Annotated in this window: 19 protein-coding genes and 1 tRNA gene; 14 read left to right on the top strand and 6 right to left on the bottom strand. The window is 59.6% G+C overall.

The window, feature by feature from the left end; all coding sequences use genetic code 11:
• Positions 1-6 precede the first annotated feature (6 nt).
• Positions 7-576, bottom strand: coding sequence for a class I SAM-dependent methyltransferase (locus V5735_RS10000; protein WP_423743386.1), 570 nt, complete (start codon positions 574-576; stop codon positions 7-9).
• A gap of 115 nt (positions 577-691) precedes the next feature.
• Here V5735_RS10000 and V5735_RS09995 point away from each other — a divergent pair, with 115 nt between their 5' ends.
• The 7 genes from V5735_RS09995 (at position 692) to V5735_RS09965 (ending at position 8,222) form a co-directional block, all read left to right on the top strand.
• Positions 692-1,267: a 2Fe-2S iron-sulfur cluster-binding protein gene (locus V5735_RS09995; protein WP_423743385.1), complete on the top strand. Its 576-nt coding sequence runs from the start codon at positions 692-694 to the stop codon at positions 1,265-1,267.
• A gap of 194 nt (positions 1,268-1,461) precedes the next feature.
• A tRNA-Arg gene (locus V5735_RS09990) sits at positions 1,462-1,534 on the top strand.
• 1,082 nt (positions 1,535-2,616) lie between these two features.
• On the top strand, positions 2,617-3,576 hold the full coding sequence (locus tag V5735_RS09985; protein WP_423743384.1) for a hypothetical protein: 960 nt from the start codon (positions 2,617-2,619) through the stop codon (positions 3,574-3,576).
• Between the two features lie 7 nt (positions 3,577-3,583).
• A complete protein-coding gene (locus V5735_RS09980; protein ID WP_423743383.1) occupies positions 3,584-4,549 on the top strand; it encodes a hypothetical protein in 966 nt (321 codons plus the stop codon).
• Complete coding sequence (locus V5735_RS09975; protein ID WP_423743382.1) at positions 4,546-5,250, top strand: acyltransferase; 705 nt, start codon at positions 4,546-4,548, stop codon at positions 5,248-5,250. Before V5735_RS09980 ends, V5735_RS09975 begins: the two co-directional genes overlap by 4 nt.
• A gap of 4 nt (positions 5,251-5,254) precedes the next feature.
• The gene (locus V5735_RS09970; protein ID WP_423743381.1) at positions 5,255-6,613 is read left to right on the top strand and encodes a sulfatase-like hydrolase/transferase; all 1,359 of its coding nucleotides are present in this window, start codon (positions 5,255-5,257) and stop codon (positions 6,611-6,613) included.
• Positions 6,614-6,692: 79 nt separating this feature from the next.
• Entirely contained in the window at positions 6,693-8,222 is a 1,530-nt protein-coding gene (locus V5735_RS09965; RefSeq protein WP_423743380.1) for a flippase, read from the top strand.
• A gap of 217 nt (positions 8,223-8,439) precedes the next feature.
• Here the strand turns inward: V5735_RS09965 and V5735_RS09960 are convergent, their stop codons facing one another.
• Entirely contained in the window at positions 8,440-9,567 is a 1,128-nt protein-coding gene (locus tag V5735_RS09960; RefSeq protein ID WP_423743379.1) for a glycosyltransferase, read from the bottom strand.
• A gap of 458 nt (positions 9,568-10,025) precedes the next feature.
• Between V5735_RS09960 and V5735_RS09955 the strand changes: the two genes are divergently transcribed.
• The 5 genes from V5735_RS09955 to trpB all read left to right on the top strand — a co-directional run bounded on the left by V5735_RS09955 (position 10,026) and on the right by trpB (position 16,075).
• Positions 10,026-11,450, top strand: a complete 1,425-nt coding sequence (locus V5735_RS09955) for an MATE family efflux transporter (RefSeq protein ID WP_423743378.1) — start codon at positions 10,026-10,028, stop codon at positions 11,448-11,450.
• A gap of 156 nt (positions 11,451-11,606) precedes the next feature.
• Positions 11,607-13,229, top strand: a complete 1,623-nt coding sequence (locus V5735_RS09950; protein WP_423743377.1) for an alkaline phosphatase family protein — start codon at positions 11,607-11,609, stop codon at positions 13,227-13,229.
• A 56-nt stretch (positions 13,230-13,285) separates the two neighbouring features.
• A complete protein-coding gene (locus V5735_RS09945) occupies positions 13,286-13,645 on the top strand; it encodes an FAD-dependent oxidoreductase (protein ID WP_423743376.1) in 360 nt (119 codons plus the stop codon).
• Positions 13,533-14,789 carry an FAD-dependent oxidoreductase gene (locus V5735_RS09940; protein ID WP_423743375.1) on the top strand — a complete coding sequence of 419 codons (1,257 nt, stop codon included), beginning with the start codon at positions 13,533-13,535 and terminating at the stop codon, positions 14,787-14,789. Before V5735_RS09945 ends, V5735_RS09940 begins: the two co-directional genes overlap by 113 nt.
• A gap of 116 nt (positions 14,790-14,905) precedes the next feature.
• A complete protein-coding gene (gene trpB, locus V5735_RS09935) occupies positions 14,906-16,075 on the top strand; it encodes a tryptophan synthase subunit beta (protein ID WP_423743374.1) in 1,170 nt (389 codons plus the stop codon).
• A 37-nt stretch (positions 16,076-16,112) separates the two neighbouring features.
• Here trpB and V5735_RS09930 read toward each other — a convergent pair whose 3' ends face one another.
• The 4 genes from V5735_RS09930 to V5735_RS09915 all read right to left on the bottom strand — a co-directional run bounded on the left by V5735_RS09930 (position 16,113) and on the right by V5735_RS09915 (position 21,101).
• Positions 16,113-18,089 carry a bifunctional metallophosphatase/5'-nucleotidase gene (locus tag V5735_RS09930; protein WP_423743373.1) on the bottom strand — a complete coding sequence of 659 codons (1,977 nt, stop codon included), beginning with the start codon at positions 18,087-18,089 and terminating at the stop codon, positions 16,113-16,115.
• A gap of 153 nt (positions 18,090-18,242) precedes the next feature.
• On the bottom strand, positions 18,243-19,490 hold the full coding sequence (locus V5735_RS09925) for an MFS transporter (RefSeq protein WP_423743372.1): 1,248 nt from the start codon (positions 19,488-19,490) through the stop codon (positions 18,243-18,245).
• A 315-nt stretch (positions 19,491-19,805) separates the two neighbouring features.
• A complete protein-coding gene (locus V5735_RS09920) occupies positions 19,806-20,288 on the bottom strand; it encodes a deoxyuridine 5'-triphosphate nucleotidohydrolase (RefSeq protein WP_423743371.1) in 483 nt (160 codons plus the stop codon).
• Between the two features lie 111 nt (positions 20,289-20,399).
• Complete coding sequence (locus V5735_RS09915) at positions 20,400-21,101, bottom strand: hypothetical protein (protein ID WP_423743370.1); 702 nt, start codon at positions 21,099-21,101, stop codon at positions 20,400-20,402.
• A gap of 127 nt (positions 21,102-21,228) precedes the next feature.
• Here V5735_RS09915 and V5735_RS09910 point away from each other — a divergent pair, with 127 nt between their 5' ends.
• Positions 21,229-21,960, top strand: coding sequence for a hypothetical protein (locus tag V5735_RS09910; RefSeq protein WP_423743369.1), 732 nt, complete (start codon positions 21,229-21,231; stop codon positions 21,958-21,960).
• A 132-nt stretch (positions 21,961-22,092) separates the two neighbouring features.
• The gene (locus tag V5735_RS09905) at positions 22,093-24,072 is read left to right on the top strand and encodes an aconitate hydratase (protein WP_423743368.1); all 1,980 of its coding nucleotides are present in this window, start codon (positions 22,093-22,095) and stop codon (positions 24,070-24,072) included.
• Positions 24,073-24,430: the final 358 nt, after the last annotated feature.

The following is a 24,430-nucleotide window of genomic DNA, read 5'->3' as shown; positions in this document are numbered from 1 at the left end:
CCGCGTTCACGCCTCGGCGAACGCACAGAACCCCCACTCGCAGTCATCGATTTTTTTGTTCTCGAATCCGGCTTCGGTCAGTAACCCCGCGAGTTCGTCCCGTGACTGGCCGCTGTGGGGAGTGAACGCGACCGCGACGGCACCGCCAGGTTTCAGGACACGATGTAGTTCCCGCAGACCGTCCATCGGGTCAGCCCACGTCTGCATGGAGTTCATCGTCACCGCGGCGTCGAAAACGTGGTCATCGGCTGGAACGTCGTCCGCGGAGCCGCGTCGGAGGTCGACCACCCCCGCTTCGATTGCAGCCGCATTTCGTTTCCGCGCCTGATCGAGCATCTCTGCGGACGGGTCGACTCCGGCGACGAACCCCTCGGAGACGGCTTCGGCGAACCGTTCGATTCCGACGCCCGGTCCGAAGCCGACTTCGAGGACGCGCTCGGTCGAGTCGAGTTCGAGTTCGTCGACGATCCATCCGACGAACTCCCCTTTCGACCGGGACATCACCCTCCCGCCGAGTCGTCCGAGGAGTCCGGTCGGATGGCCAAACGTTCGATCGAGGAGAAGCTCACGGAACATGGGATCTCAGATGGTGCGGAACGACGTAACTGTGTTCTCATTCCGGGGTGGACGGCTCTCGCGCATCCGCGTCAATCACAATGCTGTTAAACCACCGTTCCGTAGCCACCGCCATATGGTAAACGAACTGGGTCTGGGACTCGGGCTACTACTCGCCCTCGTCGTGGTGGCTCTGCACTACACGAAGGGCACCGAGTGGCGAATCGCGGACGACATCTCCCAAGAAGTGCTCGACCGACGAGCGGCGAGCGTTCCCGAAACCGACTTCCCCGAACCGATGAACCGGTCCATCGGCGGCGGCGGTGCTGTCGCCATCGGCGGCGGTGCGGAAGGCGAACTCGCGGGTGAGGGTGAAGAGGAAGAGGATACGGGCTTCGACCCGTCTGCCATCCCGGAGGACGAAGTCGAGTACTTCGAAGTCGAGTACGTCAACGAAGGCGAAACCATCGAAGTCGCCAGCAACGAAACCATCCTCGAAGCGGGTGAGGACGAAGGCTGGGACCTACCGTACTCCTGCCGGGAGGGTCAGTGCCTGTCCTGTGGTGCCCGCATCGCGGAGGGCGAACCCGACGACATCGTTCACAGCAACAACGACACACTGAGCGACGAGGAACTCGACAACGGATACTTCCTCTCCTGTACCGCCTATCCGCAGGCGGACATCAGCGTCGAGACGAACGAAACGCCGTAAACACCATCCCGTTCGTTTCTCCACGATTTCACCCGTAGAGCCGACTTTCCCTCTTATTCACGTCGTTCATATCCCAACGGGCGGTATGGCTCTCGTGGAATCGATGTCCGACGACGACCGCCACCATCGAGTAGCGACGGTGACGGTTGACGCAGACACAAAACTAAAGCCCTCGTGGGCAAACGAAAGACTGAGGGCGCGTAGCTCAGTGGACAGAGTTCTTGGTTCCGGACCAAGATGTCGCGGGTTCAAATCCCGTCGCGCCCGTATCGGTTTCGGCGAACGTCGGTGAGTCGAAACCGGACTCCGGGACGGATTCTGAAGGAGACCGAGGTTCCGCGCGGAGCGCGGGTTCTCGGGCGTGGTTCAAATCCCGTCGCGCCCGTACAGCGAGCGGTGTAACTGCGAGCGAACCGGCACGCGGTTTTTCAGCAGACCAGTCGCATGCCCGGGAAACGAACGAATGTGAGTGACCCGGAACGTCTGGACGTGGTTCAAATCCCGTCGCGCCCGTATCGGTTTCGGCGAACGTCGGTGAGTCGAAACCGGATTCCAGGACGGATTTGAGGTACGGAAGAGGCAGTCTCACCGGGGGCGAGGAGGCGCCTTCAGGTAGTTCAAAACCCGTCACGCCCGCGCATTTTGTGACCTCTGTGAACCCCAGATTCCCCCCGGATAACGCCGTTCCTACTCGTTGATATCGTGCTTCAGGGGGGCGCTACTCGGTTCGTAGCTGCCAATTACTTAATTTTTCGGCCGCTGTGGGTGGCGTATGCCCTTCCAGTGCCATCCCGAGTACGCGGTTCGAAATCCCGCCCGATGCGCATCGGTCCGTCAAATCTCCCGTGACGAGTGGGTCGCCAGAAACGAGGAAGGTCGTTTCGCGTCCGGTCCCACACCCGCCAGCGCGATTGCGAAGCTGAAACGATGACCATCGAGTCGCCGTGAGCACCTTCGAGGCTATTGCGGTGCTCACGTCGAAAATCGAGGCTGGGTAAGCGAAGACGAGAAACGACAATCACTGTGTTCTATAGTGCATTTATCCCGAATTCGGGCAACGAAAGTTTCGGTTATCACTCCAATCGAGACGTCGGTAAGTGGCCCCCGATGATCGCCTTCGATGACAGGCATGCAACCGCCAAACCACGGATGGTTGGAACAGTGTATTGTACTCCGGTGGAAACTTCTCGGCCGTCTCTCTTCGCTTCGAAATTACTGGAGTGGATATCTCACGAGAGGTGCTGGAAGGCTACGTTAACGAATTTGGTGTGTAACGCTTCTATGAGGAAGCTCAAAACATTATTAAGCCCCTAGTTGGTTTGGATAACCAATAACCAACCTCTCTTACAATGATTGATAAATTATCATACATTTTCAACGAGGTTCGCAAGAACTACGACGACAGCTACTGGTGGCACATGCGCTTCGAAAATAGGGTTGTTGGTCCCGTCCAACAACGCGTCTACGGTAACGACGGCATCGATGTGATGGAAGAAGACTGGGATAGTCTTCTCGTAATCGACGCTTGTCGTGCAGACATCTTCGAGGACACCGTAGACTTGACCCAATTCGACGACTACAGGGTGGTCACCTCAAAAGCCTCTGCAACTCCCGAATGGATGGAGCGAACGTTCGAAGGTCGTAAATTTGGGGACACGGCATACGTAAGCGCCAACCCCTGGGTATCGAAGATCGCTCCCGATTCGTTCAATCAAATCTACAACATCTGGCTCGACGAGCACGATATCCTTCAGACGGAAATTGCTGAAGTCGAAGTCCTCGAGGAACTCGGATTCGACTTCGGCGCTACGATTACGGCTGACAAAGTCGACGCAAAAGCTCTCCAAGCGGCTGAAGAACGTCCGAACAAACGCCTGATTGCTCACTACTTCCAGCCACACGCGCCCTACGTCGGGAACCCTGATGGGACGGAAAAAGAGAACGCAGAAACGATTCACCCCGGTGAGCCGCTCAAGCGCGGAGAAACTACCAAGGAAGCGGTCTGGAGGGCATACCGGGAGAACCTTGAATACGTGATGGAACACGCACTCGAAGTCGCGCATGAGCTCCCCGGCAAAACGGTCATCACGAGCGACCACGGGGAACTGTTCGGTGAACGTCTCTGGCCGTTCCCAATCCGTGGGTATGCTCACCCCCGAGCTCTCCGCCTCCCAGCGATCACTCGCGTTCCGTGGGCGGTTATCGACTCGGGCGACCGTCCCGAAATTATTGACGACGGGATTCAGGCAACGAACGTCGATAGGACAGAGGTCAACGAGCGCCTGCGCGATCTCGGCTACGCCGAATAACGCTGCCATGATCGACTTCATCAATTACGCCCTTTCGGAGATACGGAAAAACTACTCCGACCGATGGTGGTGGCGGCAACGGCTGCAAGACTACCTCATCGGTCCGACCCAGTCACGTCTCTATGGTGACGATGGGATCGAGGTCATGGATGAAGACTGGGATAACCTCGTGTTGATCGATGCCTGCCGGAGAGACATCTTTGAAACGGAGATCGGGGTCGATCAGTTCGATGAATATCGAGTCGTTCGCTCACAAGGCTCTGCTACACCCGAGTGGATACAAGAGAACTTCACGGGCAAGAAATTCGGTGATACCGTCTATGTGAGTGCGAATCCGTGGGTCTCCAAGTTTGCGAAAGATTCTTTTCACCATGTGGAAAATATATGGATGAAAAAATTCGATGTGTCCGTCGAAACCATCGTTGAATCAGACGTTATCAAGGACACCGGCGCCGATAACAGTAGGCCGGTTGATGCAGAGACGCTCAATATTCATGCGAAACGGATGGCAGAAGAATACCCGGAAAAGCGTCTTCTCGTCCACTATTTCCAGCCACACGCGCCCTACATCGGGAATCGAGATGGCTCGTTGAAAGACCCGTCTGAAGTGGATGCAGATTTCCATCCGGGAAAGCCACTCAAAGATGGGAAGGTAGACAAGGGGGCAGTCTGGGAGGCATACACTTACAACCTTCACTACGTGTGGCACCACGCCCAGCAGCTCATCGAGGAACTGGACGGTAAGACCGTTGTAACGAGTGACCACGGTGAAATGTTCGGCGAATGGCAAAAACCGTTCCCGATTCGCGGATACGACCATCCACCGAACCTCCGCCATCCACAGTTGGTCAACGTCCCGTGGGCAGTCGTTGACCGAGACCGACGTACTATTACGGACGACGGCGTGTCGCGGACCGACGTCGACGAACAGGTCGTGAACGACCGTCTGACTGATTTAGGATACAAAGTATGACTCTCTCCAAGCTTACACACGCCCTTCAGTCCGATGTGTTCCGCGAGAAAGCAGCTATCCTCGGCGTTCGAGGAGTGCTTCGGTCGATGTACTACTCACGGAAACTCGCAGGGTCAGTAGACCGTCTCCTCCTCCATCCAAACGTAGTCGTACCGCAGACGGAGGGGGATGCACATATCGATGGATACCTTGCAATGGGCGTGAATACTCCCGGGATATCTCATCCGGAGATGGTACGGGGAAAACTGTCTGTTCCCGCGGAAGGTGAAGTTTCGGTCACGTGTGACGGTCGGCTCGCAAACATCGGCTGTGGGTCCGTTCTTCACGTCGAGGGGGACTTTTCGATGGGTGAGTCGTCTATCACGGCGAATGCCAAAATTCTGTGTGAGGATACCATCTCTATCGGTGACTATTGTGCTCTGTCTTGGGATATCTCGCTCTTGGATACGGATCGACACCAACATTACCACAACACCGAGCCGCAATCGACAACGGCCCCGATTCGTATCCGGGACAACGTTTGGATCGGACACAGCACCACGGTTACAAAGGGGGTCACGATTGGTGAGGGTGCGATTGTTGCCAGTAACAGCGTTGTGACAGAAGACGTTCCGCCCGGTGTGCTCGTCGGAGGGTCTCCAGCAGAGATTATCCGAGAGAACGTCACATGGGACTCCGCGTGGAACACGCAGGAGGACTAAGAGCATGAGTAGAAACATCGTTCTCCTCGTTCTGGATACCGTCCGAAAAGATACCTTCGATGAGTATGCAACTCGGCTCCAGCGCCGTGCGGATATCTCCTACGACCGTTGCTATGCGGCGAGCCACTACACCTTGCCGAGCCACGCATCGATGCTTACAGGCGTGCTCCCGCATCGACACGGAGTACACAGTAAGAATACAAGCTACAGACACCTCGACATAGCGGACACGGTGTTCAGTGATTTGCCGCACCAGCGTCTCGGTGTCAGTGCTAATACGGGGTTCCTGTCTCATGAACTGGGGTTCGGGTCGTTCTTTGACCAATACACTACTCTCAACGGAGAAACTGCATGGTTCCCTGACGGCATCAATATCTCTGATTTTCTCGACGAAACGACCGAAGAAGGACTCGACAAATATCTCACATATCTAAACGAAGCGAACAAAAACGGTGTCCTCTATCAAAGCATCGCAAACGGGTTCATGGCGAAACTCAACAGTACGCTCCAGGGAACTCCCTTCCCCAGAATTCGAGACTATGGCGCCAACAGCGTCTTTGACAAAGCGGTCGACGTGGTCTCCCAGACGAAAGAAGAGTTCTTCTTGTTCATAAACGTCCTCGAAGCGCACGGGCCACTGGAAAGCGTACGCGGATGGGACAGTACCGTTCCGAATCGATGGTACTCCGGGAAAGAGGACAGCTGGGCTGTCTGTGATGGCCCAGCAGACGACTATACAGAGTACCTCGAGAACTATCGGAATGTGTACGAAGCCGCGGTCGACTATCTCGACCGGCGCGTCAGTCGATTCGTCGATACGGTTCAGGAACGAACACAGGGAGAGACGACGTTCGTTATCACTGCCGACCACGGGGAAGCTCTCCAATATCCGACGGAAAATTCGTTCGGCCATCGAGAGCTCTCAACGCCGGTTTTGCACGTTCCGTGTCTCATCATCAACGCCCCCGGAAACGCGACGGAATCGACGGATGAACTCGTTTCACAGTTGTCGTTCCCAGACTTACTTACCGGCATTGCTAATGAGAACGTCCCGGACATCAGCCAATCGGCTGTTCCAGCAGAGAAACTTGGTGTCTACTACTGTCCAAGCGACCGAAAAGACTTTTGGACACGTGGCGTTCGTGCCGTTTACACCGAGGATATACTTTATCGGTGGGACAGCCTCGGAAACGCAAGCCAATATTCCGTCTCGACGTCGAGCGAGGAGCTCCTCGCCGAGAAAGACGTCCCAAGAGAGTATTCCGAGGCGTTCTTCGCCAAGACCTTCGGCGAGATCGTGTCTACGGAAACCGCCCAACCCGATGCGGTTGCCTCTCGTCTCCAGAGCCTCGGCTATCTGTAGGTCTCTGCGGCTCACAAGGTCCTGTTCGCGGTATTGATACGATATGCTTTTTGGGTTGCTTGAGAAACCACGGTAATTGATGGCTGACAGCTCACGTAGTACTGGCAGTGTTCTTCTCTCTAGCGGTGTCTTGGTATTTGTCGGGATGTTGCTTGAGATGGCTACGAACTTCTCTTCAAAAATTATCGTTGCAAAACTACTCACGCCTGCACAGTACGGTGCAATCGCGCTCGGATTTACAACACTGTCGTTCCTCGTAATGTTCGTCATGCTCGGAGTCGATCGAGGGGTTGCGCGATATCTTCCACGGGCAGAGACGGACTCGGGGAAGCGTGCCGTTGTTCTCGTTGCATTCAAAACTACTCTCCCACTTTCGATTCTTGCTGGAGCGTCTTTGGTCGTTCTGGCCCCATTTCTGGCAGTAGATGTGTTCAGTGACCCTTCCACAGAGTTCGTCTTTCGACTCGTCGGGATTGCACTGCCATTTAGCGCCCTAATCCGTGTTGCAATCGGAACCGGGCAGGGCCTTCAGACGCCATTCCCAAAAGTTCTTCTCCAAAATTTTGCCCGCCCGGTAACGCGTCTTGCCGCGGTACTCCTCGTTGCCGCGGTTGGGGTTAGTGTGGCCGGTGTAGCATCTGCATATCTTGCAAGTTTCGTCATCACTGGACTCATTGCGAGTTACTATCTCGTCGTTCGCCTCCCCTTTTCACTGAGAGGGGGTTCACGGTCACGAACGAGAGAGCTACTTCGATTCTCTTTCCCGCTAATGATTGCCTCCACGATGGCTGTCCAACTCGGTACGATCGACACCCTGGTTCTCGGTATCAAAAGTGACACCGCTTCTGTTGGTGTCTACAACGTGGTGTTCCCGCTCGCACAACTGCTTACGCTCTTCAACGCTTCGTTTGGATTCCTGGTGATGCCGGTCATCTCGAAATTCCATTCTCAAAACGACGACGATTCGATGCGTGACGTCTACCAAACGGTGACAAAATGGGTGTTCATAATGACACTCCCCATTTTCCTCATGATGTTGTTGTTCCCGGAGACGATAATCCGCAGGACGTTCGGTGCCCAATACACCGGTGGGGCGCTCACGTTGATGATTCTCACTGCCGGGTTCTTCGTTCAGGGCGTCACCGGGCCGAATGGGGATACGCTCACGTCTATCGGGAACAGCAAACTGATTATGATTCTGAATGGGGGTGTCGCGATTTTGAATATCGCGTTGAACGTCGTCTTGGTTCCTCGTTTCGGTGCTGTTGGTGCCGCGATTGCGACGGCGACCGTCTACTCGCTGTTGAATATCCTGTTCAGTGTCTTCCTGTATCGCAACGCCAAAATACTTCCAGACTTCGCAGCATTAGTCCCCCCCGCGGTATTGGGTGCCGTGACAGTTGTTGGGGTGTATGCGATAGATCGGATATTCGCTCTCGAGTTTTTCGCCGCAGCAGTTGTGATGACCGTGTTTTTGGGCGCCTATGGCGTGGTGATTCTACGCTACTCCGTCGGCAAAATGGAAAAGGGCGTCATTGACGACATCGGTCGGGAACGCGGAATCGATGTGGCCGCCGTTCAGCAGTTCATCCAGTACTTCCAGTCGTAGCGTACTAGCGTCGATTATTCACGTCAATTGTCGGTGTTGATGCATCGAGTGACGAGTCGTCTGGTGGTCGGTTGGTGGGTGCCGTCTACTCGATTGACGATGATTCCTTTCAAGACATCGCATCGACCACCGACACACAAGGGGATGAGTTCGCCGTCGATATCACTCTTCGTTCGCATAGTTCGTGCGAAGTTCAGCGACGGCGTATCTGAAGTGCTTATACGGGTTCGCCATCCTCTTTCCACGACGAACAGCTATCGTTCGATTCCAATACGCGTCGAAGAATTTCTCGGAAATCATCGTGGAACTTGTCCACGCTGAAACGCTCCGCGAACAGTTCGATTTCGGACGGTGTTGCCGCGACTCCGTCTTCCTCGAATCGGTCGATCGCATCCGAGAGCCTGCCCTTCGAGTAGAGAATACCGTTCCAGCCATCCCTTATCTGGTAGCGTGTGTGTCCTTGGTCGAGCGCGATGACGGGGGCACCACTTGCGAAGGCTTCGATGGGGACGATTCCGAAACTCTCGTTGCCCGAGTTGAGGATCATTGCCGCACAAGAACCCATTAGTCCGCTTTTCTCTTCTTCACTCAACCACCCTCTAATCTCTACGTTTGGTCCAGATATCGACCGTAGATACTCTTCTTGCGGTCCACTTCCTCCGACGATGAGTTGCTTTTCCGGATGGTGGTTTGTAAACGTCTTCACAATGTCGTCGACTGATTTTGCTTCTGTGAGGCGAGATAGCGTAAAATAGAAGTCCTCGCGCTCGTTCGGCGTATAATTTCCAGTGTTGACCGGAGGGTACACTACTTCGGTGCTGATATTGAAATACTTCTCCATCCGGCGTTTGGTCGTTTCCGAATTCGCCACTTGCACGTCCGGGAACTGTGTATAGGGCTGGCGAAGTATTCGAGAGATAAACGCACTTAGCTGTGTAACCTTCGAGTATCCGACTTCCGGGAACCGGTGATAGAGTGGTCCTGGTGGAGAGTGCACATAACGTATCAGCACTTGCTCTTCCGGGGGAACGTACCAACTGGTCCCGTTGTCGGATTGAATGATGACGTCGAAGTCATGAAGCTGTGGGACGTGTTGGAACTTTCCCATTTGATACAGATTGCGGAGAAACGGTTTCTCGCGGACGAATCTGGAAACCATCCCTTGGAAGAGTCGGTGATGTTCGATATCGGCGGAAATTCTGTCTTCGACGGCTTTCGTACAGAGACCGAAAAATAGCGGCGCATCAAAGACCCGAGCGAGTTCCTCGGCTACCTGAACACCCCCTCCTCGTTCGAGCGCAGTCCCGTGAACGACGGCGACAGACGCATCTGTTATGGACGTCATTCGTATTATTTAATGTCGAAAATTTTCGCCTACTATTTAGCGACTGCGATTAGTGTTTGGGTTTTCCCTACACGACTGCAAATTCTTCGGCAGATATCTTCGTCTCTCTATGCATCACACCGACAACGAATGGTTCTATCCGTTGGACATCCGCGGACTAATGCGATGGCCGTCCTGTCGTTACCCCGGATCGACAGGGACGAATCGGCGTAGGAGAGCGGAGAGGGCACTCGTTGGACTCCGCCGTCGACGGGATACACCGACTGATATCCGATTAGGAACTGTTTAATTTCCTCTTAATCTCGTCGTTCGTCCGTCGATTTCGACCGCTAGTGGGGAGTCAGTTCGGGACGCAATCGCTCCTTCGACGACTATCGCGCCGGAAAGTAGCGGCATATATTACCAAACCGTTTGCGATTCGAAATATTCAAATCGACCTATTTCGTTTCGAAAGTACGATGACCAGCACACAGCCCAGTAGTTCTATCACCGACGGTGGGCTGGTGCGACCGATGTTCGAACTCGCGTGGCCGATTGTCGTTATCCAACTGCTACAGGTAATGTACAACGTTGCGGACACCTTTTGGTTGGGTCGATTGTCGTCCGATGCGGTCGGCGCGATGAGTATCGCGTTTCCGCTCATCTTCTTCCTCATCTCCGTCGCGGGCGGATTTACGACGGCCGGGAGCATCCTCGTCGCCCAGTTTACCGGTGCGGACAGCGAAGGCTCGGCGGGGAAGGTCGCGGGCCAGGTTCTCTCGTTCGTGTCCGTCCTCGCTATTCTCCTCGCGATTGCCGGGTATTTCCTCACCGACCCGATGCTCGCGGTGATGCCGTCGCAGGGGGCGACGACCGAGCAGGTCGTTCCGCTCGCGCGGCGATACATGGAGACGTACTTCCTCGGATTGCCGTTCCTGTTCGGCTTTTTCGTCTTCACGTCGCTGATGCGCGGGTACGGCAACACGCGCACGCCGATGCGAATCATGATGGTCAGCGTGGCGGTCAACGTCGTCCTCGACCCGCTGCTCATCTTCGGATGGGGGTCGCTCGACGGCATGGGCGTTCAAGGTGCGGCGCTCGCCACCATCTCGGCGCGCGCCGTGGCGAGCGTGCTCGGCCTGTACGTCCTGTTTTTCACGAGTGCGGGGCCGACCGTCGGACTGGACGACTTGCTTCCCGACCTCGGATTCATCTGGAAGATCGTCCGTATCGGGACGCCGAGCGCGCTGGAACAATCGACCAGTTCGCTGGCGATGATTTCGCTAACCGCGATGGTCGTCCAGTTCGCACCTCCCGTCGTCAGCGCCTACGGCCTCGGAAACCGCCTCGCGTCGCTCGTCTTCCTCCCCGCGATGGGGTTGGGCCGGGCGACGAACACCATGGTCGGCCAGAATCTCGGGGCGCGGAAGCCCGACCGCGCGGAGCGGGCGGTGTGGCTCGCGGCGAAGGTCGGTGCCGGGGTGATGTTCGCCGTCGCAATCGTCGCGGTGTTGTTCCCCGGCCCGATTGTCGGCGTTTTCATGGCGACGGGGACGAAGCAGGCGGACGCCACCATTCGACTCGGAAGTCAGTACCTTCGGATTCGCTCCGCCGAATTCGTGTTCATGGCGGTGTTGCAGGTTCTCCTCGGGGCGTACCGCGGTGCGGGGAATACGAAACTGGCGATGGCCTTCTCCATGATAACGCTCTGGCTCGGTCGGGTGCCGATCGTGTACTTCCTCGCGTTCGTCCGCGACATGGGACCGACCGGCGTCTGGATCGGCATGGCCTTCGGCAACATCATCGGCGCTATCGTCGCCGCACTCTGGTTTACTCGGGGGACGTGGAAGCGCACGGTTATCGACGAACCGGGCGTCGCGGTCGCCGACGGCGACGGCGAATAACGATTCGCTGTCCTGTTTAAGAGTAACATAATAAAATGATTAGAGAGCGTAGGCGTCTCCAATGAGTCTGGCGACCGTCGCATTGCAAGATGACACTCCTTGCTCCGCGAACGAAACGAGATACGCTGGCAGAAATTTCTGTTTGGGTGACATACAATGAGTAACGTAGACGTTCTTCTCATCGGAATCGACGCCGGATGCTTGCCCGTTTTCGAACGCCTGTACGGGGACGACGTTATCCCGAACATCCGTTCTATCTGCGATGGTGGGGCTTCTGCACCGCTCGAATCACAAATGCCGCCGTGGACGCCGAGCGCGTGGCCGTCGCTGTACACCGGCGTCAACCCCGGCAAACACGGCGTTTGCGGGTTCGTCGCCTACGACGGATACGATTTCCGCGTCGTCAGCGGGAGCGACGTCGAGGAACACGCCATCTGGACGCTGTTGGACAAACACGACCTGACGAGTGTCGTCGTGAACGTCCCCGTAACCCACCCTCCGGACGACATCAACGGGGCGCTCATTCCGGGGTTCATCGGTCCCGAGGACCCGCGCTGTCACCCCGATGGGGTGTTGGAGGAGGTGCGCGACGCCATCGGCGAGTACCGCGTGTATCCGACCTACTCCCGCGAGGAGTCGAATTACACGGACGCACAGAAGATGGAGGAGTACACGAGTCTCGTCCGAATGCGCGGGGAAGCGTTCCGCTATCTCGCCGACAAACACGACCCCGACTTCGGGTTCGTGCAGTTCCAGAAGCCCGATACCGTCTTCCACGAGTTCGACGGCGACTGGGACAAGGTGACGACGGTTTACGAGGAGACGGACAGGCAAGTCGGCAAGCTCCTCGAAGAGTGTGACCCGAACACCGTCTTCATCGCGAGCGACCACGGGATGGGTCCGTACGAGAAGTACGAGTTCCGCGTCAACGAGTTCCTCCGCGACGAGGGCTACGTGAAGGCCCGGAAGGGCGGCCGCGGAATGCCGTCGTGGAACCCGATCCAGGACGAGCTTCGGGAGGGAAAGGACACGAAGACGTGGGAGCCGAACGCCATCGAACGCATGGCCGCGAAGATGGCGCAGTTCGGTTTCACCGCTCATCGGATTCGAACCGGGTTGGAGAAGGTGGGACTCGCTGAAATCGTAAAGCAGTACGCGCCGAAGAACGTCGCGCGGACGGCGAACGAGCAAGTCGATTTCCCGAAATCCGTCGCGTACATGCGCGCTCGGACCGAGTTGGGCGTTCGAATCAACTTGCAGGGACGCGAACCGAACGGCATCGTTCCGCCCGAGCAGTACGACGAGGTTCGCGACGACCTGATAGAGAAACTCAGTGCGGTCGAAACCCCCGATGGCGAACCCGTCTTCGGCGAGGTCGCGCCGCGCGAGACGTACTTCCACGGAAAGAACGCGGACAACGCGCCGGACATCGTGACCATCCCGAACGAGATGGGGCAGTTCCTCTCGGCGCAACTCCTCGGCGACTACTTCGCGCCGCCGACCGAACCGTGGAACCACAAACTCGAAGGCGTCGTCGCCGCGAAAGGGGAAGGAATCGACGCGGACGCGATGCCGACCAAAGCCCACCTCTTCGACATCGCGCCCACCGTCATGTCCGCGCTCGGTATCCCGTACAGCGACCGGATGGACGGCAGCGTCATTCCCATCGTCGAGGACGCTGGAGCGCAGTCGTATCCCGCCTACGACGAGGACGACTCGGTTTCGATGGAGGACGCGGACGTCGAAGAGCGATTGGCCGACCTCGGCTACATGCAGTAGGGTTCGAACGGCCATCTCCCTTATTCCAACGGGTCCCGAACGCAGTCGGGGGTTCTATGAACACGAACGATTTGCTGGGGGAAGACGCATCGCTCTGGCTGGAAACGACTGACAGGACCGACTTCGACCCTCTCGAAACGGACCACGAAGTGGACGTCGCAATCGTCGGCGGCGGTATCGCCGGACTCTCGGCCGCCGCGGAATTGACGAACACCGAAAAGACGATTGCCGTGCTCGAAGCCGACCGTATCTGCTCGGGCGTCACGGCGCGGACGACGGCCAAAGTAACGAGTCAACGGACTCGTGTACGACCGGATTCGGTCCCGGTTCGGACGCGAACACGCTCGGCAGTACGCGGTCGCCAACCAGACGGCCATCGAAACCGTCGCCGAACGCGCGGCCGATATCGACTGTGATTTCCAGCGACGAAGCGCTTACACCTATGTCTCGGACGAAAACGACCGGGAGGACGTGCGGCGCGAAGTCGACGTTGCCCGTAGCGTTGGCCTCTCCGCCTCGTTCGTCGAAGAGGTGCCGACCGTTTCGGACGCGGTGGCGGGGGTTCGATTCGACGACCAAGCACAATTCCACCCCCGCAAGTACCTTCTCGGTGTGGTCGAGGAGCTATCGGACGACGGATGTGACCTTTTCGAGGAGACGCGAGTAACGAACGTTCAGCCCGGTTCTCCCTGCAAAATCGAAACGGGGGGTGGAACCGTAACCGCTACCGATGTCGTCCTCGCATCACACTTCCCGATACTGGACCCCGCTGGCTACTTCGCTCGGATGTCCCCGAAGCGGTCGTACGTGTTGGCCGTTCGGACGCGCGACCCGCAGCCGGACGGGATGTTCTACCGGTCGGGCGAGCCGTACTTCTCCGTTCGCCCGCACGAAACGGAGGGGGAGTCGTTGGTTCTCGTTGGGGGTCAAAATCACAAGACGGGGCAGGGAGGTTCGACCGCGGACCGCTATCGAGCGCTCGAACGGGAAGCCAGACGGCGATTCGACGTCGAGGATGTCGTCTATCGGTGGTCCACGCTGGATTACCGTCCGGTGGACGGCGTGCCGTTCATCGGACCCGTCGCGCCGTGGCGAAACAACGTCTACGTCGCGACGGGGTTCGGCGGGTGGGGAATGTCGGGCGGCGTCGCGGCGGGTCGCATCCTCGCCGAGGAAATCGCGGGCGACGGAAGCGAGTGGGCCGACGTGTTCGACCCCGGACGACTGCCGCCGCTGTCGGACGTGAAGACGCTCGCCGCGGAAAACGCGAACGTCGCAAAACGCTTCGCCGAGGATTGGGTGCTGAAACCGCGCGGAGCGGAAGCGTCGCTTCCCCCGGGTGCCGCACGGGTCGTCCGTGAGAACGGAATCCCCGTCGGTGAATATCGGGACGACGACGGCGAACGTCACCGCGTCTCCGCCGTTTGCCCCCATCTGAAATGCGTCGTCGAATGGAACGACGCGGAACGGACGTGGGACTGTCCGTGTCACGGGTCGCGCTTCGATTACGACGGTACCGTTCTCGATGGCCCCGCGATTCGTGACCTCCCGAAGGAGTGACCGATCCTCACCGGAACGTCTCTGTTCAGGATGTTCATCGGAACACCTCTGTTCATCGATGTTGTCTTATGTCCATTGAAGTAGATTTATGTCCATGGGGGTGCAATCGGTCTCCCATGTCCCAGCAGAATACGACCGAGTTCGGAACGTTCGGCGGCCGCCACGTTCCCGAACCGCTCGAGGAACCGCTCGAACGGTTGGCAGAGGCCTACGACGAGATTTCCGAGACGGAGGCGTTTCAGCGCGAGTTCCAGCGGTTCCTCGAACAGTTCGCCGGGCGACCGACGCCGCTCTATCACGCGGAGCGACTCTCCGAGGCGTACGGCGCACAGATTTACCTGAAGCGCGAGGACCTGCTCCACGGCGGGGCACACAAGATCAACAACTGCCTCGGGCAGGCCCTGCTGGCGAAGCAGGCGGGGAAGGACCGACTCATCGCCGAAACCGGCGCGGGCCAACACGGCACCGCGACCGCGATGGTCGGTGCGCTTCTCGACATCCCGACCGAGATTTACATGGGGAAAAAGGATGTGGAGCGCCAGAAGATGAACGTTTTCCGAATGCGCCTGATGGGCGCGGAGGTGAACGAGGTCACGCGCGGCGACTCCGGACTGGCGGATGCCGTCGATGCCGCGCTGGAGGATTTCGCCCGCAACGTGGACGACACTCACTACCTCGTCGGGAGCGTCGTCGGTCCCGACCCGTTCCCGCGGATGGTCCGCGATTTCCAGTCGGTCATCGGCGTGGAAGCGCGACGCCAGATTCAGGAGGAAACCGGAGACCTACCGGACGCCGCGGTCGCGTGCGTCGGCGGCGGGTCGAACGCCATTGGTCTCTTCCACGCGTTCCGCGACGACCCCGTGGAACTGTACGGCGCGGAGGGCGGCGGCGAGGGGTCGGATTCGACCCGCCACGCGGCACCCCTCGCGAACGGGAAGACGGACATCCTCCACGGAATGCGAACCCGAATCCTGAACGACGACGTTGAGGTCCACTCAGTCTCGGCGGGACTCGACTACCCCGGCGTCGGCCCGGAACACGCCCAGTTCCGCGAAACCGGCCGCTGTGAGTACACCGGGGTCACCGACGACGAGGCCCTCGCCGCGTTCCGCGAACTGAGCGAGTTGGAGGGCATCATCCCCGCGCTCGAATCCAGCCACGCCGTCGCGCTGGCGAAGCAACTCGCCGAGGAGCGGGACGAAGACGACATTATTCTGGTCAACCTGAGCGGACGGGGGGACAAGGACATGGAACAGGCCGCCGAACTGTTCGACCTCGGCAACTGAGAAAAACTAGTTTTTCGAACCGCGATTACGAGGCCCCTTACGCGGCCGCCGCCGTCGGTGTCGGCGATGCGGTGCGTTCGCTCGTCTCGCCGGTGTCGTCCGTCTCGTCGGTCCCCTTCTCGTGTCCGCCGTTTGCCGCGAGCGTCACGGTCACGTCGGCGTTCACCCGCGAGTGGTCGAAGTACACTTGGTCGTACTTCGAGGAGTCGTAGCTCCCGTAGAGGTCGAGGTTCGCCGTCCGCTCGCATCCGAGAAGCGCCGCGAGTTCGGCGTCGTCGAAGCGAACCGCGAGGCGTCCCTCCCCGGCGTCGTACGTGACTTTCTCCGCCGCGACGGTGCGGTTGTTCGGCGTCGAGACGACGAACGTGCTCGCGACGGTTCCGTCGTAGTCCGCGGGCGCGTCGAAGTGCATGACGACCTTGCCGCGTTCGTCGAGGCTGACCGAGGCGTCGTCGAGGGTGGTGTCAATCCGTCGAATCCGGCCGTCCGTCGTCGGCGCGATTCGTCGCTTCTCCTTCAGATAGTCGACAACGGTGGTCGAAAGGAGTTTGTCCGTCCGGTTTACGACCGGTTCGTCGGCGAGCGGATAGCCGCTTCCGCCGCCCGCCATGAAGTCGTTGACGGCGACTTCGTAGGTCGCGTTCGGGTCGAGTCGCTCGCCGTTCACGTACGCGTCCCGGATTCGGTCACGACCCTCGTGGCCGACCCACTCGAACCGGACGCCGCTGACCTGCATGGCCATCTCCGCGCCGTACTTCTGTCCGGCCTCGCTCTCCAACGGCGTCACTTGGCTGGCGAGCGTCTCCTCCAGTTCGCGTCCGGTCAGTTCGACCGTCACGACCTCGTTCCCGAACGGGAGCGTGTTGAACACGTCGCCGCCCGTGACGTTTCCGGGGCCGTAGACGCTGTTCGAACGGATGCCGCCCGCGTTGGTGATGGCCACGTCGGCCCCCGTCTTCGCGCGCATCGCGTCGGTCACGAGGTCGCCGTAGTTGCTCTCGCGGTGGTAGTTGGTAGCGAACCGAGCGTCGAGGGGCGTCTCGGTGTACGCGATAGTCGAGTCGAGGTCCACCTCCGAGCGGTAGTCGTCGATGATGTTCGAGGCGGTTTCGTTCTTCGGTGTCGCGTCGGTGACGTTGAGGAGTCGCCCGTTCGCGGCGACGACCTCGCCGTTCTCGACGGTGAGGTTGATTTCGCTCACGAACTCGGCCCGCGCCTGCGTCTCGCTGATGATGGTTCCGTTCACGACGCGCGGACGGTAGACCACTTCGTCGTGCCCCGTCAGCACGACGTCGGTGTCCGTTCGGTTCGCGACCGTCGCGGCTTCGTTCGTCCCCTCGTGCAGCAGGACGACCGTCACGTCCACGTCCTCCTTCTCGCGGAGAACTCGTTCGTACTTCCGAATCGACGGCACGACCGGCTTCGCGGTGATATTCCGTGCTGAGAGGTTCTCGGAGACCGAGCCATCGACGCCGGGGTAGACGGCACCGACGATGCCGACTTTGACGCCGCCGCGCTCGACCACTTCGTAGCGTTTCGTTCCCTCGACCGTCTTCTCCGTCGTCTCGTTGACGAGGTTCGATACGACCCACGGGAACTCGGAGGCGCGGGACGCGTTCGCGAACGCGTCGGCACCGTAATCGAGGTCGTGGTTGCCGATGGTGTCCGCGTCCGGCCCGATGAGGTTCAACACGTCGACCGGCGCGCGCCACTTCGAGACGGGCGAGAGCGCGTGCGGCGACAACTCGTCACCGCCGCCCATCACGAACGTCGGGTTGTCGTGGACGGCCCGTCGCTCGTCGATTCGATGGACGAGCCGCGGCAGGTTGCCGTCCTTCGCCGCGGCGGTCTGAATGTCGTTGTAGGAGAGGATGGTCACGTTCGTCGAACTGTTCGCGGTCACGTCGGCTGACCCTGTATCGGATTGGTGCCCGCCAGCGCCCACACCGAGCGCGGGAATCGCCCCCGCACTGACGATGCAGACGAGCAGGATGAGTGCTGTCGCGCGTCGCATTCATCGTATTCGAACGACTCTTCGAAATTAATTGTATCTATGAGATATTGATAGAATAATTGTGTCTACGGATACAAATATATCTGGTTAGAACACATGTCATGACCGGAACTAATCTCGTGAGGAATCTCGGAATCCGTTGCCCGCTCTCGTTCACCACCGGGTCAGCGCCTCGGACCCGTACGAGTACGACAGGACGCCGAAGAACGTCAGCACGCCCGAAATCGACGCGATACCGCCGACGTAGAACACCCACCGGATGCCCGGCCCCGTCATCAGGATTCCGGCGAGAATCGGTGCGAGGATGCTCCCGGGTCGCCAGACCAACTCCCGGACGCCGAAACTGCTCGCCACGCCCGCGCCATCGACGCCTTCGTCGGCGAACAGCGCCATACTGGCCGGTTCGCGGAAACTGTCGGCGATTCCGAGCAGGGCGTTGAGTCCGACCAGCGGAAGGAAGGCCGGTGAGAGTGCGCCGAGGACGGGAAACGCGGCGGGAAGCGACAGCGCCCGTCCGATTGCGGGTGCGGAGGGGACGACCAACGCCACGAGTCCGTAGATGCCGCCGCCGACGAAGACGAACAGCGCCCGTCCGTAGTCGTCCGACAGTCGCCCGGTGAACGGCTGACAGAGCATGTTCGTGAACTTCTCCGCGATGAGGACGACGCCGACCGCGATGGGCGCGTACGCGAGACCACCTTTCGCGGCTTCGACGCCCGCGTAGACCACGATCCACGTTCGGACCATCGTCACCGCCACCGCGTACTGGGCGCGGAAACTCGTGAGCGTCAGCAGCTTGCGGTTGAGCGCCATGTCGGCGAAGGGAAAGCCCTCGATTCGCGTGTCGTCGCGCTCGACGAAGAGGAGAACGCCGACCAACGCCGGAATCAGGAGCGCGACGATGACGCCGAACACGACGTCGAAGCCGTATCGTTCGTACAGCGCGGTGGCGGAGATCGTCCCGAGGATCGACGCCGCAAAGCGGGCCGCGTTCGCCTTGCCGATGTGCTTCGCCCGCGTGTCGGCCGTCGAAAGTTCGCCGACGAGCGCGAGCGTGATGAGACCGGTTCCGGTGATGGCGACGCCTTGTAGCGCCCGCGCCGCGATGAACCCCCAACTGCTCTCGACCAGCGGAAAACTAGCGTAGGCGACGATGGACACGACGAGACTGAAGAGGAGAACGGTCCGTTTGTCGTAGCGGTCGCCGCTCCACGCCAGCGGGATGACGGCCACCGACTGCGCGGCGGTCAACCCGGAGACGAACAGGCCGACGACGATTCCGGACTGCGGGTCGAGAACGTTGAGGTACGTCGGCAACAGTGCTGCCAGCGTGATAAAACCGAAGCCGCTGGCGAACCGCGTGAGATAGAGCGCGTAGAATTGGGCGCGATTTTCTTGCACGATACAACCTGTGAACTTCCCCGCAAAGCGCTTTCGTTTCGAAACCTATCCGCCGCTCTCGATAGCGGCGATGATAGTTCGGGTCAGTGCGAATCGCTGTTCAGGCCAGTGCGAATCGTTACTCGTCTCGACAGTCCGGACACAGCTCGTCTTCGACGTATATTTCGAGCAATTTCTCGCCACATTCGACACATCGCTTTAGTACGTCCTTCTCTACCACGTTCGCTCACGACGCAATCGAAACCCGATAGAAATAGTCGTATCGGTTTGTCTAGTGTTTGCGATTCACCATTCTCGCATCGCTCTCTGCCCCGTTTAGCCCAGATTCTCTCCCTGATAGTCGCCGTCGTAGGTGCCGTCGTGGTCCGCCTCGGCGAGAACGAGTTGTGCGATACGCGCCCCGCGTTCGAGTTCGATGTCGTGGTGAACCTGCAACAGCCCCTCGCCTTTGCCCTCGTAACCCGCGTCCCAGACCGCGGTGTTGAGCATACAGGAGTTCCGCATGAGCGACGAGCGGGGGTAGACGAAGCCGACGTGTCCGTCCGGGATTTCGATTGTCTCCGCGTACTGGACGATGTATCCGCCCTGCGGTAGGTAGTAGTTCTCCGGGGACTTCTCGGTTATCTGCTCGGACTCGACCTGCTGGCGGTCGCCGATTTCCTTGCCGTTACGACCGATTCGGCCCGAGTCCCGCTGTTCGTACACCGTTTCCAGCGTCAAATCGACGCCGTTCGGCTGCACCTGTTGCCGTCTGACCTCCGAGACGTGCTCCGCGACGAACGTTCCGCTCTCGAACATAGACGGACGGCGTGTCCGAGATAGTAAAGCCGTTACCGTTCCCGACTGGTGTGCGTGACTCTCTCATTCGCTCTCACACCCGTTGATCCGTTCGCCCGCCCGTCCCTTCGCCTACTCGCGCCGTTCGAACGACCCGACTGTCGCGCCGTCCGCCGCATCGAGTTCGCTCGCTCGAACGACCTCGACGCGGGCGTTCGAACCGAGTCGTACGCTATCGGCGACGACGGTTCCCACATCGACGTAATCGAGTGTCACGCCGTTCCCTTCGACCCGCTCCGCTCGGAGGAACCCGTCCGGTCGGCGTCGGGTGACGTTGACCGAACCGCCGACGAGATGCGAGACGGCCGAATCCGACACGAGGTCGAAGCCGATGTCGTCGCCCTCGACGCGTCCCGCCTCTATCCCACCCCGAACGCGAATCGTCTCGGCGTGCAGCGTTCCGGCTTCGACCGCACCGGACGCCTCGAATCGGTTCGCCTCGACCGTTTCCAGTTGTACCGCCCCCGCGCAGCCCAATTCGTCGGCGACCGTGCTTCCCTTCACCGACAACGACCCCGAGACGGAGATGTCGTCGCCGATCACGTCTCCGCCCACGTCGGCCGCTCCGGAAACCGTCGTCGTACTCGCACGGAGATTCCCCGTCACACTCGTTGCCCCGGACAACTTCGCTCGCTCGGCGCGTGCGTCGCCGTTGACGGCCAACACGCCCGAAACGTCCAGTTGCTCCGCGTCCACGTCGTCGTAGGTGGCGATTCCGGAAACCCGAACGTGCTCGTCCCGTTCGTGTTCGTCCCGTCCTGCTTGTGTGTTCATCACTCACGGTGTTCTGTCGAATGGGTAATAAATCTATGCACTATGTGTGCGTCTATTGTGTTCTAAATGTGAATTTGATGTGCGTCTCATGGAAATAGTTATGAGTGCCGGGGTGGTAGTCCGTTCCATGAGTCGGGATATCCGCATCTCCATCGACGACGACGAAGTGTTCGAACGGCTGAAACGGCGAAAGCGCGAACTCGACCTCTCGTGGGAGGAGGCGCTCCGTCGCGGGTTGGAGCGCGGACACCACGTCTCCCGGGAGGGGAACGAACGACGCGGACGTTCGCAACGCTCGCCACGCTCGGAGCGAACCCCTCGTGCTTCGTCGCGGCGGGACGCTCGAAAACGCGGGCGTGACGAGGGGTATCCGAGTCCGTTCGACCCCGACTTCGGCGACCGACTCCGCCGCGAAATCGAGGATTCGGTGCGGCAATCGATGCACTCCGTCGAGGAGTCGATGCACGCCGTCGGCGAGTCAGTGGGTACCGTTGGAGAGGGACTGGGGTCGGAAATCGACCGACTGGAGGACGCCGAAGACGCGGTGCTCTCGTTTCCGTTCCTCACCGATGAGAACGCACAAGTACCGCTTCGGGTGAACCTTCGGACCAGCGCCGACGGATTGTCCGTCGAGGTCGTCGCGGTTCGACGCGGGAAGGACACCGCGACGACCAACCGGTTCATCGACGACCAGCGAGCGGAGATAAATCGCTGGCTCGCGGAGGGAAAGACCGCTCGACTCGAACTCCAAAACGGGTCCGAAGCGTACGACGTCGTTCCGTCCCTCTCGTGGAGTCGTGCCGACGACGGAACGCCGACCGTGACCGAAGTCGAAATCGCCGCTGTTCGGTTCGACTGACCGTCGCGAAACATTGTGATTTTCTCGCCCCGATTTTCGCAATGATTGCCGGACGAGGGCCGAATTTACCACGAACGATGAAAACGTAAACACGCGGGATTTATACCTTCGGAGGGTCGATATTCGTCCGATATGGGACAAACACTGACGGAAAAGATTCTCGACGACCACCTCGTCGAGGGCGAACTCGAAACCGGTGAGGAAATCGGAATCGAGATCGACCAGGTTCTCACACAGGACACGACTGGGACCCTCGTGTGGCTCCAGTTCGAGGCGCTCGACATGGACGAGGTCCAGACCGAGATCGCCGCACAGTACTGTGACCACCAGACCTACCAGTTCGACTTCAAGAACACGGACGACCACCGCTTCCTCCGCTCAGCGGCGGGCACGTTCGGTGCACACTACTCCCGTCCCGGCAACGGTATCTGTCACAACGTCCACAAGGAGAACTTCGCCGCACCCGGCAAGACGATGCTCGGGTCCGACTCCCACACCCCGACCCCCGGCGGTCTGGGTGAACTCGCAATCGGTTCCGGCGGTCTCGACGTCGCGGTCGCCATGGGTGGCGGCCCGTACTACATCGAGATGCCCGAAATCGTCAACGTTCGTCTCGAAGGCGAACTCCCCGAGTGGGCGACCGCGAAGGACGTCATCCTCGAGATGCTCCGTCGCTTCTCCGTGAAGGGCGGCGTGGGCAAAATCTTCGAGTACACCGGTCCCGGTGTCGAGACGCTCTCGGTCCCCGAGCGAACGACTATCACGAACATGGGAACGGAACTCGGCGCAACGACGTCCATCTTCCCGACGGACGAGAAGACCGAGGAGTGGCTCTCCGCCCTCGGCCGCGAGGACGAACACGTCGACCTCCAACCCGACGACGACGCGGAGTACGACGACGAAATCGTCGTCGATCTCTCCGACCTCGAGCCGCTCATCGCACAGCCGTCCATGCCCGACAAGGTCGTCCCGGTCCGCGAAGTCGCCGGTCAGTCGGTCGACCAGGTCATGATCGGTTCCTGTACGAACGGTGGCTACGAGGACATCCTCCCCGCCGCGAAGATGCTCGAAGGCCGCACGGTCAACCGGAAGACGGACCTCATCGTCGCTCCGGCGTCCAAGCAGGCCTCCGAGATGCTCGCCCGTGAGGGCTGGGTCGCGGAACTGATGGCGGCAGGCGTCAACTTCTCCGAGGCGACCTGTGGTGCGTGTATCGGTATCGGTCACGTTCCGGCGTCCGATTCCGTCTCGCTCCGTACCTTCAACCGCAACTTCGAGGGTCGCTCCGGCATCGAGGACGACTCGGTGTACCTCTGCTCGCCCGAAGTCGCCACGGCGGCGGCCATCAAAGGCGAAATCATCGACCCGCGCGACCTCGCCGACGAACTCGGCGACCTCGAAGCGCCCGAGTTCGAGATGGGCGACGACTACGGCACCACCGCCGACGACCCCGATCTCATCTCTCCCGACGAGGCCGTCGACGACGAACTCATCAAAGGCCCGAACATCGGCGACGTCCCGCTGAAGGACGAACTCGAATCCGACCTCGAAGGCCCGGCCCTGCTCAAGATGCAGGACAACATCACGACCGACCACATCATCCCCGCCACGCAGGACATCCTGATGTACCGGTCGAACATCCCGAAACTCTCCGAGTTCACGCTCTCGCGCGTCGACGACTCGTTCGCACAGCGCGCGCTTGACGCCGACGGCGGCTTCCTCGTCGCCGGCGAGAACTACGGTCAGGGTAGCTCGCGCGAACACGCGGCCCTGTGCCCGATGTTCCTCGGCGTGGAAGGCGTCCTCGCACAGAGCTTCGCCCGCATCCACAAGGCCAACCTGTTCAACTTCGGTCTGCTCCCCCTCGAAATCAGCGAGGAGGACTACGAGAAATTCGAACAGGGCGACGACATCGAAATCGTCGACGACGTTGCGGAAGCGGTCCGCTCCGGTCAGGAAGAGTTCACGGTCCGCGTGAACGACGACTGGGAACTCACCGCGACCCTCGACGCCTCCGAACGCGAGCGCCAGATTCTCGCCGACGGTGGCAAGCTGTCCCACACGAAGAAGCAGGCAGAGGGCGGCGACACCGCGGCCTCCGCGGACGACTAGAACCCACCTTTCAGCACCCACCTTTTACGACGGTCACAAGCAAGAGCGATGGCGACAGCCATCGCTCTTGCTGGCTTCTTCACGGCTTCGCCGTGGAGGAACGAGGGAGCTTTGCTCCCTCGCATTCCCTGTAAAAGCTGGATCAAAAGCACTCCTCGCTCCCTCCGGTCGCTCGTCGGCCCGGAAAATCGGAGATTTTCCGGTATGTTACTGGCGTTCTGTGGCTGTGTCACCGCCTATCGCTCCCTCCGGTCGCTGGATTCAAGCGAGCGAGCGGAGGGAGCGATAGGCTGAGACCTCCTTCTGTCGCACGAGTTTTTTCCGCGAACGAGGCGAGGCGCGGAGCGCCTCGCTGAGT

It is taken from the genome of Haladaptatus sp. SPP-AMP-3, assembly GCF_049568665.1.
Taxonomy (GTDB): domain Archaea; phylum Halobacteriota; class Halobacteria; order Halobacteriales; family Haladaptataceae; genus Haladaptatus; species Haladaptatus paucihalophilus.
Note: the sequence above shows the minus strand (reverse complement) of the source record. Positions and strands in the feature narration are given on the sequence as shown.